Raw genomic sequence first — 18,887 nt, 5'->3', positions numbered from 1 at the left:
AAAATTGCGTTGTATTTTTTTCAAGTCCTTTTTTGTGCACATTGTCCTACATTTCACCATCAAAGGAGAAAAGTTCCTCAACCGTCGTGTGGAACACCTTGGCAATATCCATTGCAAGCTTTAGGGACGGGTTGTAAAGTCCCTTTTCAAGGCGGATTATGGTCTCGCGGCGGACTCCCACAAGGTCGGCGAGCTCTCCCTGCTTCATGTCGTACTTTGCACGGTATTCTTTAAGTTTTGTTTTGAGCTCGGGCATTATTCGTCCTCCTCAGCCTTGGGAGTTCTGTCAAGCCATAGGAAAGTAATGTTCTTGGCTGCTAAGAATACTCCGCACAAAAAGACAGCGAATATACACACGTCACTGCCCTCGATGCTGTAATATTCAAAATGCCTGTGGTTTCCGTGCAGGTGCATGAAAATACCAACGAGCAATGCTGCGCAAAGCTCAACTCTTACTGCGATATCTGTGGCTTTCAGCATGAGTTCACGGGAAAGCTCGTCACTTGGCTGCTTTTTGTACTTTGTTGACATAGCACAAAAAAATACGATCCCAATGAGGATAAGCGGAGACAGCACATTGATAATATAATGAAATACTCTGGTGTGGTATATCTTTTCAAGCATTCCACAGATAAACAGTATTATCATCACCATAGATGATACGAATTCCGATAAAGCCTGTGCTTTCTGGCTCAATACTCTTTTTTTCATAATGATTACCCCTTTCATGTGATGTATTCATCACTTTCTGTGACAATTATATCACCTAAATATGAGCTTGTCAACAGAAAAAGTGACAAATCTATCACTTTTGGCGCATTTCACAATCAGCAAGTATGATTTTTGTGTTATGTGATATATTTATCACAAATCAGAGTATGAAAACGGGCGGATAATATCCGCCCTTACATATTATTCGGGTTTTGTATAAGTGCCTGTCAGATGACCGTAGGATATGATATTATCCTCGTTTTCACCGTCCATTTCCTTTGCAAATTCAAGCAGCTTGGGGTTTGAATTGTCAAAGGAGCCCTTTATCCTCTCGGGCTGCTCCCTGAGAGCCATTACAAATATCTCATAGTCATGGGTATAGCCCTTTGGCGGATAGGGTCCTACGTACTCACTTTCGGGAGCCCAGCCTGCGGGGAGATCTGTCTCGCTCTCGGTGACGGACTTCCAGTGTATCCAGTTGGAAGCGGTGGTATCCACCATGAATATGGCATAACAGCCTGCTCCGTCAACAGGCTCCCACGAAAGCTGAGGTGAACGGTTGGAGCCGTTAAGGGTATTGGTGATATCCTCGTCCCATACTCCGTCGTGAAGATCCTCGGAGCTCAGCTCAAAGGTGCTCAGCTTGCTCAGATCAAGCTCCTTGGACTCTGCGGCTGTAGCAGCCTCTGTTGCAGCGTCGGCGGAGGCTTCTGTTTCGGGAGCTGCAGTAGTTACTGCCGCCTTAGTACTATCCTCGGCAGATGAGGACGGCGACTCCTGAGTACAGCCGATATTAAAGAGAAAAGCAAGTAATGCGAGTAAAATTGCAATTATTCTTGAATAACTCATAGTATGTTCCTTTCCGTATCTGATAAAATCATGAGGGCGGACAATATCCGCCCTACAGGTATTATAATTTTGTGAAGAATCTTTCGTGAGCCTCGAATACGTCTCCGGGCTTTACCTCGCGGTAGCCTGTAACGTCAGCAGGCAGGCTCAGGTTTGGTGCGTCTATCATTGCTGTCATTGGCTCGGGACAGAAGTAGTGATTGAAGCCGCGGTCGTTCCAGATTATCCAGAAGCCGTACTCCTCGGATACCTCATAACAGAGCTTCTTGCCGCTGGCAGTATCCTCTGCGATGACGCCGTGGAACTTCTCACCGTCCATATCCAAGTACTCACCGAAATACATCTCGTTGTCAACTACCTGCAATACAGGCTTCTTTCCGCCGTTTCTGTATTCAAGGTCGTGCATGGTGGGCACCTTCAGCTGCTCTGTGGGCAGGCAGCGTTCGTTGAGCTCACAGCGCTTTCCTATGGGCACTAAAAGGCGGATATCCTCCTCCTTTGCGCCGTCCACGAAAGGCGAATTGATAGTTGTATGTGAAGCCAGCGACATAGGCAGCACCTTTTCGCCGTCTGTGTTGATAAAGCGGATATTCTGCTCAAGTCCCTGCTCCGAAAGAGTAAAGGTGTACTCTGCTGTGAAGCGTACAGGGAGATACTTGAAGAACTCGTCCTTTTCGTCGTAAATATAGCGGGTCTTTACCCATGCGCAGTTGTCGTCAGCCTTGCACTCCACCACCTCATGGGCTCTCTTGTGGAGGAAGCCGTGGATATGATTGTTATAGGGAGCAGGCTCGTTCACGGGAAGCTGATATACTGCGTCGGAGGTCTTCAATACTCCGTCTGCGAAACGGTTTGGCAGATAAAGTGTGGGAAGTCCCCATACCTCTGCGGACTGCTTTATGGTATCAGGCACGTTGTTCTCATTGAAGCGGAAGAACTCCAGACCGTTAACGTTGTCGCGAAGTCGGATAACATTCGAGCCTATCTCGTTTGCCACCCATGCTTCATAGCCGCCTGCGCTGAGTTTTACGCAGGTCATGCCTTTCCAGTCAAATAATTCTGCTTTGTTGTTCATTTATAAAACATTCCTTTCGGTTTTAATAATCCATTTTAAACCAGTTTATCACTGCTCTGATGCCTCTGTATATCAATAGCCATATTATCCCGAGACACATCAGGAAAAACGTGAATAAGCGGGTCGCTCCCACGGCTCTCACCTCAGACGGATTGGTCATGGACGAAGTATCTATACGCATAAAGCCTATCCATAACAGATAAATAAATACTCCTGCGGCACAGCCTGAAAAGGCGAGCCAGAAAAACAATGCTCCCCTGCCCTTTTCCCCCTGTGCGAAGGCTTTCTCCGCAGGATACAGAAAAAACGGCAGTGCAAAATATGCTCCCATCTGGAGCAAAACTATGCTGCTCGAGTCAAATAAACGATTGATCAGCGAGATATAGTCTGTCAGTACGGCTGTACATGCATACAGCAGACAGCATACGATACTGCATATTATCAGCGGAAGCGCTGTCTTTTTCATACAGCTCACGTTCATTTCTGTCTCAGGACAAGTGAATGTGTTCGATATCAGCTCTTTTTCTTCTCCTGCGCACTGCTTATGCATTTTACGATGAGGGCTCCTATGCGGAACAGCAATGCCCAGACAAAGCCGCCTGCCAGTATAATATACATAATAACAAGTCCGATACCGCCGAGAATCTTATGAGCAAATAACTTATCCATATCCAGCGAATCGGTAATATATATCATAACAAGGGTTATGACCGCATAACCGAATAAATAAACAGGCGCTGTCAGCTTCGTGGGAAACTGCTGCTCCAGTTCCTTTTCACGTATGAGAAAAAATACAGGCAATATAAACAGAAGCACTCCCTCTATAAACATTACGACCAGAGAAGCATTGCTTTCCTGTGTTATAACATCAAAGACTGCTGCGGCAATATATATGATCGCAGGACATATCATGCCCATAAGCAGCGACTTTACAAGGACCTTACCTTTCATAGCCTGCCTCAGTCCATTCTGTTTTCCATGTCGGTGTACTCGCGCATAGGCGATATTGCCTTATACGCAGGACGTATTATCTTGTTGGAGTTGATAAGCTCCTCAATTCTGTGAGCAGACCAGCCTGCTATTCTTGCTGTTGCAAAAAGAGGCGTGAAGAGCTCGTCGGGTATGCCCAGCATACGGTATACAAAGCCGCTGTAGAAGTCAACGTTTGCACAGACGCCCTTGTATATGCGGCGCTCCTCGGCTATGACCTCGGGAGCAAGACGCTCCACCAGCGAATACAGTGCAAATTCCTCATGTCTGCCCTTTTCGGAGCTGAGAGACTCCACAAAGCCCTTGAACACCTTGGCTCTGGGGTCTGACTGTGAGTACACAGCGTGTCCCATGCCGTAGATAAGGCCTGCCTTATCGAAGGTCTCCTTGTGGAGAAGCTTTCTGAGGTAGTTCTTGACCTCCTCCTCGTCTGTCCAGTCCTTTACGTTCTGCTTCATATCGTCGAACATCATGGCTACCTTGATATTTGCGCCGCCGTGTTTGGGTCCTTTCAGTGAGCCCAGTGCCGCCGCTATGGCAGAATAGGTATCGGTGCCCGATGAGGAGACTACATGGACAGTGAATGTGGAGTTGTTTCCGCCGCCGTGCTCTGCGTGGAGTACCAGTGCAAGGTCAAGTATGCGTGCTTCAAGCTCGGTGTACTTCCCGTCCTCGCGGAGCATATAAAGTATATTCTCGGCTATGGACAGCTCTGGCTTGGGACTGTGTATGAACAGGTCTCCCCCAAGTCTTGCGTACCTGTAGGCGTGGTATGCGTATACCGCAAGTACAGGGAACAGGGTTATGAGCTCTATGCTCTGTCTCAGCACGTTTGGCACTGATATATTGTTTGCTTTATCATCATATGAATACAGCGCAAGAACGCTCTTTGCGAGAGTATTCATCATATTGTCCGTGGGAGCCTTCATTATCACGTCACGCATAAAGTTTGAGGGAAGCTCGCGGAAATCCGCAAGTATCTTCTTGAACTCCGCCAGCTCGTGCTCCGAGGGCATCTTTCCGAAAAGAAGAAGGTAAACAGTCTCCTCAAAGCCGAAGCGCTTTTCCTTTATGAAGCCCGCGACGATATCTTCTACGTCAATTCCTCTGTAGTACAGCTTGCCGTCGCCGTGATTTGGCATTCCGTCGCCGCTGTCTATCACTTTTATGGTACTGATATTGGTAAGTCCTGCTACAACGCCGTTTCCGTTGATATCACGGAGTCCGCGCTTTACATCGTACTGTGTGTAGAGCTCGGGGTCTATTTTGTAGCCCTCAAGAGACATATCAGCAAGTTTTGTGATCTCTGGTGTGATGTCTGAAAATTTGTATCTCATGTATCGTCATCCCTTTCTTTTTACGATTAGTACTAATGATTATGCATATTACAATTATATTTGATTTCCGTAATTTTGTCAAGGCTAAACAAAAAGTTATTTTCCTTGTCAAAGAAAAGTTGTAAATTTTTAGCATTTCTATTGAAAAAATCTGTGCTTTATGATAAAATATATCTGTCGGCTTTTGCCGTTCTTTGTCAAAGGGAGATGATCTGAATTGGAATCAGTTGAATATAAATGCCCCAATTGCATGGCGGATCTGAAGTTCAATCCGACCTCACAGAAGCTGGAATGTGAATACTGCCTCAGCGCATTTACTGTGGAGGAAATAAAGGAGCTCTGTGCAGGCACCGAAAACAGTATCCCTCAGGAGGCTGTACAGGTGCAGGAGGACTTCGCAAACCACACGCACCTTTACCGCTGCAAGAGCTGCGGCGCCGAGATAATGGCTGACGATCAGCAGACGGCTACATTCTGCTATTACTGCCATAACCCTGTTATACTGGCAGGCAAAATGGGCGGCGAATTCAAGCCCGATAAGGTCATAGGCTTCAAGCTCACAAGAGATGATGCTATAAGCTGCTTCAAAAAATGGATAGGCAAGCGCTGGTTCACGCCAAAGGACTTCAAGTCACAGCAGCAGCTTGAAAAGCTGACGGGACTCTATGTTCCGTTCTGGGTGGCTGACTGCAACATAAATGTTGACTATCAGGGCACAGGCAAAAAGGTAAGGAGCTGGACCTCGGGCAGCTACATGATAACCGAAACTCAGGAGTACAGGGTAGTGCGCTGCGGCACACTTACCACAAAAGGTATCCCTGCCGACGGCGAGACTAAAATAGACGACCTGCTCATGGAAGCTATAGAGCCCTACGACTACCGCGAGCTGAAGGACTTCTCCATGTCCTACCTCAGCGGCTTCTATGCGGATAAGTACGACGTGGACAAAGCGTCGGTATTTCCCCGTATCCGCGTCCGCGCAACTCAGGCGTGCGCTTCGCTTATCAAGAGCTCCATTCAGGGCTACAGCAGCGTCAGCGCAAATGTAGAAGACTACAGCATCAAGCAGACTCAGTGGAGCTATATGCTGCTCCCTGTGTGGTTCATGTCATACAAATACAAGGATAAGGTCTACGAGTTCGCTATAAACGGACAGACGGGCAAGCTTGCAGGAACTCCTCCCCTTTCAAAGGGCAGGCTCTGGCTGGCTTGTCTCGGTGTGGGCGCAGCTGTCTCGGCTGTCTGCGCTCTGATAGGAGGTGCTATCTGCTGATGAAACGCCTTTTATCACTTATTCTGACAGCCGTTACCTGTATGTGTATGCTCACGATGCTGACAGGCTGCTCAGAGCCTGAAAACGACTACGCAGGCTGGAACGGGAACTGGCAAGTATCAACTATTTACGATGGCGAATACAACGAAAAAGGATTGTTCTCAGAACAGCAAATAAGAGAACTTGAAGCACAAATACAGCAAAAAGCTCAAGAACTCGAAATGAATATCCTCATCTATATCGGCGGCTCATACCGCACCAACGAGGATACAAAGCCTTTCTGCGACAGTACTTATGACTCATGGTTCGGGAACGATACAGACGGATTGATATATTATCTCGACTTATCGGGAAAGAAACCCGCTTACGATTATATCTCCACATCAGGAAAGGCTATCCTGATGTATGAGGATTGCAGGGAAGCTATCTTCGACCACTTGGACAATTACCTCCCTGCTTCCGGACAAGAGATAATACCTGACGAGATATATGACGCTGTTGTGGAATTCCTCGATCAGCTCACGGTATACTCAAAAAGCGGCTCACACCGCTCATATTACCACGACAAGAGAAAGGGCACATATATCTACTACAAGGGCGACAAGCTCTTCATAACCCACAAAAAGCCCCTTATCCTCTGGGTGCGCATATGGATAGTTTCAGCTATCATAGGTCTGCTGACGGCTCTTATCTCTTTCCTTGCATCAAAGGGAAACTACAAATTCAAGGCAAAGACCAATCCCAGCGTTTACCTGTCAAAGGACAACGTGAACTATACTCAGAAGTCTGATACTCATATCCGCACATATCAGACCAGACGAAAGATCGAATCCAGCAGCGGCGGCGGAGGTTCCCGCGGCGGCGGCGGTGGAGGCGGCGGCGGAAGCCACGGCGGCGGAGGTCACAGCAGATAACACCTCTTTAAACATCGGCAAAAAGCCCGAGAGCAAGCGCTCTCGGGTTTTTCTGATATAAACAAGTTTATCGGGCGGATAATATCCGCCCCTACTATTTGCTGCACCGTCCACTACAGCGCGGACTGCCAAAGGCAACCCCTACATATTGTCATTCATAATTCGTTGTTTACCGGCGGGCGGCGGAACGCCGCCCCTACAATTCTACTCTCTACTTTCTACTCACTACTCACTCGCGGACGCGCAATGCGCGTCCCTACAAGCTAATAGCTAAAAAAGCTCCTGACCGAAGTCAGGAGCTTTTGCTGTCTTATGCGTTCATTCCGAGGTCGATAGCCTTGAAGTTGTTAGGGATAAGTGCTGCCTTCTTAGGTGGTACGACCTTCTCGATAGCCTTCTGCATTGTCTCAAGTGAGCAGATGTTTGTCTCCTTGAGGAGCTTGCCGAGAAGTATGATGTTTGAGCCGCCCTTGAGGTCGTTGTCGTCAGCCATCTGCTGTGAGGGGATACCAAACAGGTCGATGTCTGTTCTGTCTGTAGCAGGCTCGATCATTGAGCTGTCGAAGAATACCTTGCCGCCGGGGCGGACACAGCTTACGAACTTGTCAAATGAGGGCTGGTTCATAGCGATAAGGAGGTGTGGTGTTACAACGAGAGGTGAACCGATAGGATCATCGGAGATAGTAACTGAACAGTTACATGTACCGCCTCTCATCTCGGGACCGTATGAAGGGAGCCATGAGAGCTCCTTGTTGTCCATAAGTCCGCAGTATGCAAGTATCTTTCCGGCGAAGAGGATACCCTGTCCGCCGAAGCCTGCGAGAAGGATCTCTGTAGTAGCCATTACTCGTTACCTCCTTCTGTCTTAGGGAATACTCCCTCTTCAACGTCCTTGTATACGCCGAGAGGATAGTATGGGATCATTTCGTCCTGAAGTCTCTTGATAGCGTCAAGAGGAGCAAGTCCCCAGTTTGTAGGACAAGTTGAAAGAACCTCTACGATAGAGAAGCCCTTGCCTGCCTTCTGGTTCTCAAATGCCTTGCGGATAGCCTTCTTAGCAGCCTTGATGTGAGGAACGCTGTCAACTGCAACACGCTCAGCATAAGCTGTACCTGTAAGTGTTGAGAGCATCTCGCATACCTTTACAGGATAGCCTGCAAGCTCGGGGCTTCTTCCGAAAGGTGTTGTCTGTGTAACCTGTCCGGGGAGTGTTGTAGGAGCCATCTGACCGCCTGTCATTCCGTAGATAGTGTTGTTGATGAAGATAACGACGATATTCTCGCCTCTTGTAGCAACGTGAACTGTCTCGGCAGTACCGATAGCAGCAAGGTCGCCGTCGCCCTGATATGTAAATACGAACTTATCTGGGTTTGTACGCTTAACGCCTGTTGCAACAGCAGGTGCACGTCCGTGAGCAGCCTCTATCATATCGCAGTTGAAGTAATCATATGCCATAACAGAGCAGCCAACAGGACATACTCCGATAGTATCGCCCTCGATACCCATTTCGTCGATGACCTCACAGAGTATTCTGTGAACTATACCGTGTGTGCAGCCCGGGCAGTAATGTGTAGGAACGTCAATAAGTGACTTTGGTCTTTCAAATACTACAGCCATCAGAGAGCACCTCCTATTTTCTTGATCTGATCCAGTACCTCAGCAGGTGTCGGGATAACGCCGCCTGTTCTTCCGTAGAACTCTACAGGCTTTGAGCAGTTGATAGCAAGCTTGATGTCCTCTATCATCTGTCCCATTGACATCTCAACGCTGAGAAGCTTCTTAGCGCTCTTAGCAGCCTCGTTGATCTCCTTTACAGGGAATGGCCACAGTGTCTTGGGACGGAAGAGACCTGCCTTGATGCCCTGTGCTCTTGCATCGTTTACAGCAGACTTTGCAACTCTTGCTGTTGCGCCGAATGCGCATACAAGTACGTCGCAGTCCTCGGTGAGATAAAGCTCAGCCTCGGTCTCAGTCTCCTTGATTATCTCGTATCTCTTGTAACGGTCGAGGATAGAGTTCTCAAGCTCATCGGGCTTGAGGTAGAGAGAGTTGATGATGTGGTGCTCTCTCTGCATCTTGTGACCGTTTGCAGCCCAGCCGCTCTTATCGTAAGCGTTGGGATTGATCTCAGGGAATGTAACAGGCTCCATCATCTGTCCGAGAAGTCCGTCTGCGAGGATCATTGCAGGCATACGGTACTTGTCAGCGCGGTCGAAAGCCTTTACAACGTAGTCTACCATTTCCTGTACTGATGCAGGTGCGTATACCAGAAGCTGGAAGTCGCCGTGACCGAGAGCCTTTGTAGCCTGCCAGTAGTCAGCCTGTGATGGCTGGATACCGCCGAGACCGGGGCCGCCTCTTTCAACGTTGATGATTACAGCGGGAAGGTCTGAACCTGCTATGTATGAAACGCCCTCGCTCTTCAGTGAGATTCCGGGTGAGGACGATGATGTCATTGCACGGACGCCTGTTGAAGCAGCGCCGAGTACCATGTTGATAGCAGCGATCTCGGACTCTGCCTGTAAGAATACGCCGCCTGCCTTATGCATACGCTTTGCCATATAAGCGGCAAGCTCTGTCTGAGGAGTTATAGGATAACCGAAGAAGCATTTACAGCCTGCTCTGATAGCAGCCTCTGCCAGCGCTTCGTTGCCCTTCATAAGATTTCTTTCCAAAGCTAAACAGCTCCTTTCGATAAATAATTATTTTTGAATAACGATAGCGCAGTCAGGACACATTGTTGCACACATTGCGCAGCTGATACATGCCGACTGGTCGGTACACTCTGCGTAGAAATATCCCTTCTTGTTGCGCTTCTCCTTCTGGAGAACGACTATCTTCTTGGGACAGGCAGCTGTACAGAGTCCGCAGCCCTTGCAGCGCTCAGTAATAACTGTCATCTTTTCCATACACCTTTCGCTCCTTTCAGATTGATTAATTCTATGGTCTAATCAGGAATTCGGGGTTCGGAATCCGAGATCAAGCTTTCACACTCAATTCCGCATTCCGAATTCCGCATTCCGAATTATCAGCATCAGCCCCAGACGGGCTTAACATATATCTTCGCCGAAAATACATCGGGCTTATCAGCAAGCTCCGCGATGTCCTCGGGATATACCGTATACTTTATTGGGAGCCCTGTTATGCGTGAGGTCTCCTCGGCAAATGGTCGGGACTGCTCGATGATATCGAGAGTAGTCTCGCAGCCCAAGTTGGTATTGTTGACGATAGCCGTATGCTTCATACGTGCTGCCGCCTCTATCTCATACATCAGCTTTGTGACTTCCTCGGCAGTATTTGTGAGGTAGCGGCGCTGATTTATGACGCAGTACATCTCGATACTGTCCTTGAACTGCTCCAGATCGTCGGCATAGCGTCCCAGCGCAACAGCGCCTGCGTCGTCGCCGCCCACGTCGATTATGAGGCAGTCCTCGTCCATAGCCAGCTCCACAACGTCGAACTGTATAGACGGGATATCGAGGTTGCTCCTTGCAAAATCGGGAGCTATAAGTCTTATGCCCTTTTCCTCGAACAGGTCACGGAAATCGGCTGTTCGGAAGTAGGGGTTTACTATATCAAGGTCTACGATAGCTGCGGACTTGCCCTCCTCAGCGGCTTTCACTGCAAGATTGACGGCAAAATTGGTCTTGCCGCTGCCATAGTGTCCTGTGATTATCTTAATATTCTTCATAAATATCCTCTTTAAACACTTGTGAAAAATCCTACAAATTATATTATACCACTTTAAAACATTAATTGCAAGGGGTATTTTTTGCCGCAGGCAAAGTTGTACACGTGTTAAGCTTATCCGCTCGATAAGCCGTTAGCCGTTAGCTTGTAGGGGCGGATATTATCCGCCCGAAATGTAGGGGACGGCGTCCTCGACGTCCCGCAAATAATCCGCGAAAAATTTAAATAGCCATGTGTAGGGGCGCCGTTTCGGCGCCCGCGGGCTTTGATGAAATTAACACGGACGGATAATATCCGCCCCTACTCTCAACTCTACACTCTCAACTCTCAACTAAAAAAATCCCCCGACTTTTGGTCGGGGGGGTATATACGCTTATTACTCAGCGTCTGTGTTCTTTTCGATGTAGTTTACGATGTCTCCAACTGTTTTGATCTCTTCTACAGCCTCATCGGGGATAGAGATGTCGAACTCGTCCTCGATAGTTGTGATGAGGTCAACAACGTCAAGTGAATCAGCACCAAGATCGTCCTGGATATTTGAATCCATGTTTACTTCGTCTGCCTCCACACTGAGCTGTTCTGCAATAATATCTTTGAGTTTTTCAAAAATCATTATTTGGTCCTCCATTTTTTCTTTATTTTTTTGTCAAAATCGGTTCATTCAATGAACGCTCCGATTTTTCTAAATTTAGTATAGCGTTCTTTAAGCAAAACGTCAATATCTTTTTTACATTTTTCGGGAATTTTTTGTGACAAATATTCGTGTATATTTTCTGAAATTTTGTCTAAATCGTTATGTGCACCGCCGAGGGGCTCCTCGATTATGGCTTCTGCAACGCCGAGACGCACCATATCCTCTGCGGTTATCTTCATTATCTCACTGGCTTCCTGCTCTCTTGAAGCGTCCTTCCAGAGTATGCTTGCAAAGCCTCTTGGCGATAATACGGAGTACTCAGCGTTCTCAAGCATTGCAAGCTCGTCGCATACGCCCAGAGCAAGAGCTCCGCCGCTTCCGCCCTCACCGAGGACGATAGATATTATAGGTGTGCGGAGAGTCATGAACTCCGCGATATTCTTTGCGATAGCCTCACCCTGTCCGCGCTCCTCGGCAGCAACTCCGCAGAATGCTCCCGGAGTGTCGATAAAGCATATGATAGGACGGTGGAACTTCTCCGCCTGCCTTGCCAGTCTGAGAGCCTTTCTGTAGCCCTCGGGGTGAGGCATTGCGAAGTTGCAGTTCTTGTTCTCGTTGATATCCCTGCCCTTTACCTCTGCGATAATGGTAACAGGCTCGCCGTCCAGTCTTGCAAGACCGCAGATGATAGCCCTGTCGTCGCCGAAGAGTCTGTCGCCGTGCATCTCGTACCAGTCGGTGAATATCTGAGGTATATAATCTTTAATAGTAGGTCTGCCCTTAGTGTGTATGAGCTGAAGGCGTTCCCACGCTGTTCTCTTGTCGTCCATGCTCACGCCTCCTTAGGGTAAAATCCGTGGAGCTTCAGAAGATGAGAGAGCACGCTTCTCAGCTTTCTGCGCTCGACTATCATATCCACAAAGCCCTTGGTGTACATAAACTCGGCAAGCTGGAAATCATCGGGGAGCTTCTGCTTGATAGTTCCCTCGATAACACGTCTGCCTGCAAAGCCAATGAGCACCTTTGGCTCGGCTATGATTATATCGCCCAGTGACGCAAAGCTGGCTGTTACGCCGCCTGTGGTGGGGTCGGTCATTACGGATATATAGAGTCCGCCTGCCTCGCTGTGGAGCTTTACTGCGCCCGATGTCTTAGCCATCTGCATAAGAGACACTATGCCCTCCTGCATACGAGCTCCGCCCGAAGCGGTAAACATTACCACGGGGAGCTTTTTCTCGGTGGCATACTCAAATGCACGGGTTATCTTTTCGCCTACGACGCTTCCCATAGAGCCCATCATAAAGCGCGAGTCCATGATGCCGATAACTACAGGCGAGCCCTTGATAGTAGCCGTACCTGTGATAACAGCCTCATTAAGTCCAGTAGCGGCGCGGAGCTCCGCCTGCTTTTCGCTGTAATCGGGAAAATCCAGCGGATTGGCGCTCTTCATTCTGCCGTTGAGCTCTCTGAAGCTTCCCTTGTCCACAGTTATAGCGATACGCTCGGTGGAGGAAAGTCTGCCGTGATAGTTGCACTTGGGGCAGACTCTGTGGAGCTCTTCATATTTATAAAGAGGGCTCGTTCCCTGACAGCGGGGGCATTTGAACATGGGGGGCTTATATTCCTCCTCACCGTCATTGAAGCGCTTTTTTACAACGTTGAAAAAATCTTCAAACAATTCTTTTCTCCCCTATCGGTTATTTCTTCTTTTCTTCCATGTATCTTCCAAGGAAGCCTATATCATATTTACCTGCCTTGAAATCGGCATTTTTGATTATCTCCAGCTGGAAGTCGATATTTGTATCAACGCCCTCCACGATGAACTCCGAAAGCGCCCATTTCATCTTGTTTATGGCGTCATCTCGGTCTGAGCCGTGAGCAATGAGCTTGCTTATCATAGAGTCATAGTAAGGTGTGATGGTGTAGCCCTGATATACGGCGCCGTCAATTCTTATTCCGGGACCTCCGGGCATATAGAGCGCGGTGATAGTACCGGGCGAGGGACGGAAGCCCTTGTCGGGGTTCTCCGCATTTATTCTGCACTCGATAGCGTGACCGCGTATGGTGATGTCCTCCTGCTTTAATTCAAGAGGCTTGCCGTCTGCTATCTCTATCTGAGCCTTTACAAGGTCGAAGCCCGTTACCTCCTCGGTAATAGGGTGCTCGACCTGTATTCTGGTATTCATCTCCATGAAGTAGAAGTCGCGGTTCTCGTCAACGAGGAACTCGATAGTACCTGCGTTGTAGTAGCCGCACTCCTTGGCAGCGGTAACTGCCGCAGCTCCCATTTTTGCGCGAAGCTCGGGGCTTACGATAGGGCTGGGACACTCCTCCAGCATCTTCTGGTTGCGGCGCTGCATTGAGCAGTCACGCTCGCAGAGGTGGAGGTAGTTGCCGTGCTTGTCTGCAATTATCTGTATCTCAACATGGTGCGGATTTATGAGGAACTTCTCGATATATACGGCGTCGTCACCGAAGAAGTTCTTTGCCTCCTGCTGAGCGGCTGTCATCTGAGCTTCAAGCTCGTCTGCACTGTCAACACGGCGTATGCCGCGTCCGCCGCCGCCTGCGGAAGCCTTTACCAGTACGGGGTAGCCTGCCTTTTCGGCTATCTCGCGGGCTTCCTCAAGGGACTTGACTGCGCCCTTTGAGCCCGGGATAACAGGTACTCCCGCTGCTGCCATAGTTTCCTTTGCAGCTGCCTTGTCGCCAAGCATCTCTATTGACTTATATGACGGACCGATGAAAACTATTCCGTTAGCCTCGCAGAGCTTTGCGAACTCGGCGTTCTCGGAAAGGAAGCCGAAGCCTGGATGTATGGCTTCTGCGCCTGTATTCAGTGCCGCCTGTATGATAGCGTTCATGTTAAGGTAGCTGTCCTTTGTTGCCGCAGGTCCGATGCATACAGCCTCGTCGGCTATCTGTGCATGGAGCGAATTGCGGTCGGCAGTTGAATATACTGCAACACAGCGTATATTCAGCTCTCGGCACGCTCTGATGATTCGTACAGCTATCTCGCCTCTGTTGGCGATAAGTACTTTTCTGAACATTTATCTTATCTCCTGTATGAGTTATTTATTATCTGTCACAACGAAGGTTATCTCGCAGGATACAGCCTTTTCGCCGCCTACTGAGGCAAGCGCCTGACCTGTTCCCACAGGTCCTCTCTGACGGATTATCTCCACTTCAAGGTCGAGTACGTCCCCCGGGACTACCTGTCTGCGGAACTTAGCCTTGTCGATGCCGCCGAAAAGTCCTATCTTGCCCTTGAATTCAGGCTTTGATAGCATGCAGACAGCTCCTGCCTGAGCCAGCATCTCAACCATAAGAACGCCCGGAGTCACGGGATATCCCGGGAAGTGACCCTTGAACCAGAAGTCCTCTTCCTTGATGTACTTTCTTGCGTGTACCTTTACGCCGATTTCCATATCAACTATCTCGTCAATGAGAAGAAAGGGGTCGCGGTGGGGGATTATTTCCATTATCTGTTCTTTATTCATAAGTATATCAGCCATGATCGTTACTCCTTATTGTTATTAATATCGTTGTCGGCAAGCATACCCATATCGTCCTCGGGGCGTATCCTGTACTTTGCAAAGGGATCCTCGGGGACTACATAGTCTGCCTTTATATCCGTGCCGTATACGCTCTCGCCCTCTATGCCGAAGACCTCGCCGTCCTTGACGAAGCTCTTATAGGAGCCTCTCAGCTGCACGAAATGGGGATAGCCTGTCTCGTCCCTGATGCTGTCGTCTATCCTGCCCATGACATAAATTATCACGGCATTTGCCACGGCAAGCATTACATAGCACAGATTCGCGGGCAGCATAAGCAAAGTCACAAGAAATCCAATGATCCAGCTGTACATCTTCCTTATGCCCACAAGGTATACCAGAAGCGCCTCGCTTATGAGCACCACTGCAAGACACAGCCCTGTACTGCCGCCGTACCATATAATAGGTGAGAGCACTCTGAAATACGTTAAGATGAATATAAAGGGGACGATTATGGCGTTCATTATCCACATTCCCCAGAAATCACGGAGAAATCTCCAGCGTATCTTGCTCATGTCAAGCATTTTCTGGTTGTATTTCTTGAATTCCCCATACATCTCCGCAGAGGTGATGTTTATATGGGAATCATCTATATTTTCCTGTGTAATGTATTTCAGTTCCATTATCAAAGAAATGTCCCGTCGTGGGGGTGGTCTCTGTTTATCTTTTCACGTATGCTGTCGTAGGTCATATTTGCAATGTTGTCTGCGCTGCTGTTTATGGTGGTGACATTCAGTCTCGGGAACGATGGGTAGCCAAGCTCCTTTGAGAGCTCTTCCTCCACAACATTATAGTATATGCAGGCAAGAAAATTTCCTACGGGAAAGATAACGAACACAAGTGATATCAGCACCGCAGGCATTGAAACGAGCGCCAGCGTGAACTTATCGCGGCTGTGCTTTACAAAGGCGAACCATGTCACAAGTATCAGATATGCAAAATATCCGACAGCACCTATGGCAAAGCGCCAGTTGAACGCCTTTGTGCTCACGTCGGGCATATGGACGCCCTCCAGACTTGCCAGATACAGGAACACCATGAAGAACAGTATGACGTACTGAGCTATTATCCATACATTGAATATGGCATGGGTACGGTGACGCCTGCTGTAGTTCTTTACCGCTTCCATGTTATAGGTGCGGGCTTCCGCAAAGGCTTCGGGAGAGGTTATGTTCTTACCGCCCGAATCTATAGTACTCTGATCGATGTACCTGTAGGTCATCACTTTATGACCATTATGGGCTGGTCGAATTCCACTGCCTGTCCGTCGGATACAAGTATCTGCTCAACAACGCCGTCGAACTCGGACTGTATCTCGTTCATGAGCTTCATGGACTCGATTATCATTATAACGTCGCCCTTCTTGACCTCGTCGCCTGTCTTTACGAAAGGCGGCTTGTCAGGTGAGGGGGCAGAGTAGAATGTACCTACGATAGGCGACTTTACTATCTTGCCGCTTACCTCCTCAGCCATTGAAGCCTCGCTTGCCGAGAGTGCGCTCTCTGCCGGGAGCTGAGCCTGCTGGGGAGCTGCCGCAGCTACAGGTACAGGCATGGGCATAGGCATAGCCTTCTTGCCCTTTAATGTGATAGTATTCTCGCCGCTTGCAATAGTAAGCTCGGAGAGCTCCTTCTTATTGATTATGTCTGCAAGCTTCTCTATTGTCTCAAGGTCTATCTGACCGTAAATTTTCTCCATTTAATGTCCTCCTCAGTCTTTTACCCTTTTGAAGCAAAGTGTCGCATTATGTCCGCCGAAGCCAAGTGAATTGGACAGAGCGGCATTGACCTCCTGCTCTATATTACCGCTTCCGCAGTAATCGAGGTCACATTCCTCATCGGGCACCTTATATCCCACTGTTGCGTGAATGAAGCCCTCCTGTATGGACTTTGCACATACTACCGCTTCAACAGCGCCTGCTGCGCCGAGAAGATGTCCTGTCATGGACTTGGTAGAGCTTATCTTTACTGTTTTCGCACAGTCGCCCAGAGCCAGCTTTATAGCGGCTGTCTCATACTTGTCGTTGAGACCTGTCGATGTGCCGTGTGCGTTGATATAATCTATATCAGCAGGCTTTAATCCTGCTTCCTCCATTGCAAGCTCCATGCCCTTTGCAGCAGCCTCGCCGCCGGGCATAGGTGAAGTCATATGGTAGCCGTCGCAGGTAGCGCCGTAGCCTGCCACCTCTGCGTATATCTTAGCGCCTCTTGCCTTTGCGTGCTCGTATTCCTCAAGCACGAGGACTGCGCTTCCCTCGCCAAGTACAAAGCCGCTTCTCTCCTTGTCGAAGGGAATGGAGGCTCTTGTGAGGTCGCCCGACTTTGTAAGGGCTTTCATATTTGAGAATCCGCCGAATGTGAACTCTTCTGCCGTTGACTCTGTACCGCCTGCAAGACAAGCGTCAAGGTAGCCGTCCTTTATCTTGCGGAAGGCTTCGCCTATGCAGTGAGTACCTGTTGCGCATGCTGTGGTGATATCGAAATTAGCACCTCTGAAGCCTGTTTTCATGGATATGGTCCCTGCTGCCATATTGCTTATCATCATAGGAATGTAGAACGCCGACATTCTTCCGGGGCCCTTTTCAAGGTACTTTGTGTACTCGGAAAGAGTAAGGTCGATGCCGCCGATGCCCGAGCCCACAAGTACGCCCACTTTGTACGGGTCCATGTCCTTGAAGCTTGTACCTGCGTCTGTAAGGGCTTCATGTGCGGCTACTACCGCATACTTGGTGAATCTGTCCATGTGGCGTGCCTCTTTCTTTTCAAAGCAGCCCTCCACACCGTAATAATCCTCTTCATTGAAGTCCCTGACGATACCTGCTATCTTAACGCCTGTACGCTCGGTATCGAACATATCTATAAAGGATATTCCAAGTCTGTTTTCCCTTATGCCCTTCCAGAACTTCTCAACACCTGTTCCAAGCGGGGTTATTGCACCCATTCCTGTGATAACGACTCTTCTGCTCATATATTTTCCTCTCTTACCAATTATATAAAACCTTTAGTGTATATGGAGCTTTCGCTCCGTGCTGCATTTATTGTTACATTTCGAGACCGCCTGAGATCTCGATGACCTGTCCCGTAACGTAGGACGCATTTTCGGAAACGAGGAAGGATACTACAGACGCGATCTCCTCGGGTTCGCCGTAGCGTCTGAGAGCTACTGCATTTATCATTCTCTCCTTCAGCTCTTCGGAAAGCCCGTCTGTCATAGGAGTGTGTATAAATCCCGGAGCTACAGCATTGCATGTGATGTTTCGTGAACCGAACTCCTTGGCTGTTGTCTTTGTCATTCCGATTATGGCAGCCTTTGAAGCTGAATAATTCATCTGACCCGGGTTTCCGTAAAGTCCTGCAACAGAGGATACATTTACTATCCTGCCGTGTCTCTGCTTCATCATTACAGCAGTAACGTGCTTGGTCATATTGAACACGCTCTTCTGGTTTACTGCGATAACAGCGTCGTACTCGTCCTCGCTCATTCTCGCAAGGAGCTTATCCTTTGTGATGCCTGCATTGTTTACAAGAGCGTCGATAGTGCCGAAGTCAGCCTTGACCTGCTTCACCATAGCCTCGCACTGGTCGAATTTTGAAACGTCTGCCGCATAGCACTCAGCCTTTACGCCGAATGCGCGGCATTCCTCTGCTACTGCGAGAGCCTTTTCCTTATCTCCGTCACTGGGATAATGATTTATAACTACATCAAAGCCGTCCTTTGCCAGTCTCTTTGCGATACAGGCGCCTATGCCCTGTGAAGCGCCTGTGATTATTGCTGTTGCCATTTTTGTTACCTCCGTTACAAGTATAATCTGTATTCTTATTTTAACACATATTCACACACATTTTAAAGTGAGAAATGTC

Annotated in this window: 24 protein-coding genes; 2 read left to right on the top strand and 22 right to left on the bottom strand. The window is 48.6% G+C overall.

Features of this window, described 5'->3' with window-relative positions:
* Positions 1 to 46: 46 nt before the first annotated feature.
* From N774_RS0111635 to N774_RS0111605, 7 genes are all read right to left on the bottom strand, one after another.
* Positions 47 to 256, bottom strand: a complete 210-nt coding sequence (locus tag N774_RS0111635) for a helix-turn-helix transcriptional regulator (RefSeq protein ID WP_024861408.1) — start codon at positions 254 to 256, stop codon at positions 47 to 49.
* Positions 256 to 711, bottom strand: coding sequence for a hypothetical protein (locus N774_RS0111630; RefSeq protein ID WP_024861407.1), 456 nt, complete (start codon positions 709 to 711; stop codon positions 256 to 258). Before N774_RS0111630 ends, N774_RS0111635 begins: the two co-directional genes overlap by 1 nt.
* Positions 712 to 912: 201 nt before the next feature.
* Positions 913 to 1,560, bottom strand: coding sequence for a YbhB/YbcL family Raf kinase inhibitor-like protein (locus tag N774_RS17410; protein WP_024861406.1), 648 nt, complete (start codon positions 1,558 to 1,560; stop codon positions 913 to 915).
* Positions 1,561 to 1,621: 61 nt separating this feature from the next.
* A complete protein-coding gene (locus N774_RS0111620) occupies positions 1,622 to 2,635 on the bottom strand; it encodes an aldose 1-epimerase (RefSeq protein WP_024861405.1) in 1,014 nt (337 codons plus the stop codon).
* A 22-nt stretch (positions 2,636 to 2,657) separates the two neighbouring features.
* Positions 2,658 to 3,101: a hypothetical protein gene (locus tag N774_RS0111615; RefSeq protein WP_155250390.1), complete on the bottom strand. Its 444-nt coding sequence runs from the start codon at positions 3,099 to 3,101 to the stop codon at positions 2,658 to 2,660.
* A 47-nt stretch (positions 3,102 to 3,148) separates the two neighbouring features.
* Positions 3,149 to 3,586 carry a hypothetical protein gene (locus tag N774_RS0111610; protein WP_024861403.1) on the bottom strand — a complete coding sequence of 146 codons (438 nt, stop codon included), beginning with the start codon at positions 3,584 to 3,586 and terminating at the stop codon, positions 3,149 to 3,151.
* Positions 3,587 to 3,594: 8 nt separating this feature from the next.
* Positions 3,595 to 4,962: a citrate/2-methylcitrate synthase gene (locus N774_RS0111605; protein ID WP_024861402.1), complete on the bottom strand. Its 1,368-nt coding sequence runs from the start codon at positions 4,960 to 4,962 to the stop codon at positions 3,595 to 3,597.
* A gap of 217 nt (positions 4,963 to 5,179) precedes the next feature.
* Between N774_RS0111605 and N774_RS0111600 the strand changes: the two genes are divergently transcribed.
* Positions 5,180 to 6,235, top strand: coding sequence for a hypothetical protein (locus N774_RS0111600; protein ID WP_024861401.1), 1,056 nt, complete (start codon positions 5,180 to 5,182; stop codon positions 6,233 to 6,235).
* Positions 6,235 to 7,149, top strand: coding sequence for a hypothetical protein (locus N774_RS0111595; protein ID WP_024861400.1), 915 nt, complete (start codon positions 6,235 to 6,237; stop codon positions 7,147 to 7,149). The genes N774_RS0111600 and N774_RS0111595 overlap by 1 nt, the downstream gene beginning before the upstream one ends.
* A 310-nt stretch (positions 7,150 to 7,459) precedes the next feature.
* On the opposite strand, the gene N774_RS0111590 is transcribed toward N774_RS0111595, so the two are convergent.
* The 15 genes from N774_RS0111590 to fabG all read right to left on the bottom strand — a co-directional run bounded on the left by N774_RS0111590 (position 7,460) and on the right by fabG (position 18,808).
* A complete protein-coding gene (locus N774_RS0111590; protein WP_024861399.1) occupies positions 7,460 to 7,993 on the bottom strand; it encodes a 2-oxoacid:acceptor oxidoreductase family protein in 534 nt (177 codons plus the stop codon).
* The gene (locus N774_RS0111585) at positions 7,993 to 8,766 is read right to left on the bottom strand and encodes a thiamine pyrophosphate-dependent enzyme (protein ID WP_019680243.1); all 774 of its coding nucleotides are present in this window, start codon (positions 8,764 to 8,766) and stop codon (positions 7,993 to 7,995) included. The genes N774_RS0111590 and N774_RS0111585 overlap by 1 nt, the downstream gene beginning before the upstream one ends.
* Positions 8,766 to 9,809 carry a 3-methyl-2-oxobutanoate dehydrogenase subunit VorB gene (locus tag N774_RS0111580; protein ID WP_037280954.1) on the bottom strand — a complete coding sequence of 348 codons (1,044 nt, stop codon included), beginning with the start codon at positions 9,807 to 9,809 and terminating at the stop codon, positions 8,766 to 8,768. The genes N774_RS0111585 and N774_RS0111580 overlap by 1 nt, the downstream gene beginning before the upstream one ends.
* 42 nt (positions 9,810 to 9,851) lie before the next feature.
* Positions 9,852 to 10,058 carry a 4Fe-4S dicluster domain-containing protein gene (locus tag N774_RS0111575; RefSeq protein WP_024861397.1) on the bottom strand — a complete coding sequence of 69 codons (207 nt, stop codon included), beginning with the start codon at positions 10,056 to 10,058 and terminating at the stop codon, positions 9,852 to 9,854.
* A gap of 125 nt (positions 10,059 to 10,183) precedes the next feature.
* Complete coding sequence (locus N774_RS0111570) at positions 10,184 to 10,840, bottom strand: cobalamin biosynthesis protein CobQ (protein WP_051463397.1); 657 nt, start codon at positions 10,838 to 10,840, stop codon at positions 10,184 to 10,186.
* A 375-nt stretch (positions 10,841 to 11,215) separates the two neighbouring features.
* Complete coding sequence (gene acpP / locus N774_RS0111565) at positions 11,216 to 11,467, bottom strand: acyl carrier protein (RefSeq protein WP_431767934.1); 252 nt, start codon at positions 11,465 to 11,467, stop codon at positions 11,216 to 11,218.
* 29 nt (positions 11,468 to 11,496) lie between these two features.
* Positions 11,497 to 12,303 carry an acetyl-CoA carboxylase carboxyltransferase subunit alpha gene (locus N774_RS0111560; RefSeq protein WP_024861395.1) on the bottom strand — a complete coding sequence of 269 codons (807 nt, stop codon included), beginning with the start codon at positions 12,301 to 12,303 and terminating at the stop codon, positions 11,497 to 11,499.
* Between the two features lie 2 nt (positions 12,304 to 12,305).
* Complete coding sequence (gene accD, locus N774_RS0111555; protein ID WP_024861394.1) at positions 12,306 to 13,151, bottom strand: acetyl-CoA carboxylase, carboxyltransferase subunit beta; 846 nt, start codon at positions 13,149 to 13,151, stop codon at positions 12,306 to 12,308.
* Positions 13,152 to 13,170: 19 nt separating this feature from the next.
* Positions 13,171 to 14,523 carry an acetyl-CoA carboxylase biotin carboxylase subunit gene (gene accC / locus N774_RS0111550; protein WP_024861393.1) on the bottom strand — a complete coding sequence of 451 codons (1,353 nt, stop codon included), beginning with the start codon at positions 14,521 to 14,523 and terminating at the stop codon, positions 13,171 to 13,173.
* A 21-nt stretch (positions 14,524 to 14,544) separates the two neighbouring features.
* Positions 14,545 to 14,988: a 3-hydroxyacyl-ACP dehydratase FabZ gene (gene fabZ / locus N774_RS0111545; protein WP_024861392.1), complete on the bottom strand. Its 444-nt coding sequence runs from the start codon at positions 14,986 to 14,988 to the stop codon at positions 14,545 to 14,547.
* Between the two features lie 5 nt (positions 14,989 to 14,993).
* Positions 14,994 to 15,650, bottom strand: coding sequence for a hypothetical protein (locus tag N774_RS0111540; RefSeq protein ID WP_037280261.1), 657 nt, complete (start codon positions 15,648 to 15,650; stop codon positions 14,994 to 14,996).
* A 2-nt stretch (positions 15,651 to 15,652) separates the two neighbouring features.
* On the bottom strand, positions 15,653 to 16,249 hold the full coding sequence (locus tag N774_RS0111535) for a hypothetical protein (RefSeq protein WP_024861390.1): 597 nt from the start codon (positions 16,247 to 16,249) through the stop codon (positions 15,653 to 15,655).
* Complete coding sequence (gene accB / locus N774_RS0111530; RefSeq protein ID WP_024861389.1) at positions 16,249 to 16,725, bottom strand: acetyl-CoA carboxylase biotin carboxyl carrier protein; 477 nt, start codon at positions 16,723 to 16,725, stop codon at positions 16,249 to 16,251. Before accB ends, N774_RS0111535 begins: the two co-directional genes overlap by 1 nt.
* A 12-nt stretch (positions 16,726 to 16,737) precedes the next feature.
* Entirely contained in the window at positions 16,738 to 17,994 is a 1,257-nt protein-coding gene (gene fabF, locus N774_RS0111525; protein ID WP_024861388.1) for a beta-ketoacyl-ACP synthase II, read from the bottom strand.
* A gap of 73 nt (positions 17,995 to 18,067) precedes the next feature.
* Positions 18,068 to 18,808, bottom strand: a complete 741-nt coding sequence (fabG, locus tag N774_RS0111520; protein WP_024861387.1) for a 3-oxoacyl-[acyl-carrier-protein] reductase — start codon at positions 18,806 to 18,808, stop codon at positions 18,068 to 18,070.
* Between the last annotated feature and the right edge of the window lie 79 nt (positions 18,809 to 18,887).

The sequence above is a fragment of the Ruminococcus flavefaciens AE3010 genome (assembly GCF_000526795.1).
Classification (GTDB): Bacteria; Bacillota; Clostridia; order Oscillospirales; family Ruminococcaceae; genus Ruminococcus; species Ruminococcus flavefaciens_D.
This window is presented reverse-complemented; position numbering and strand designations above follow the sequence as displayed.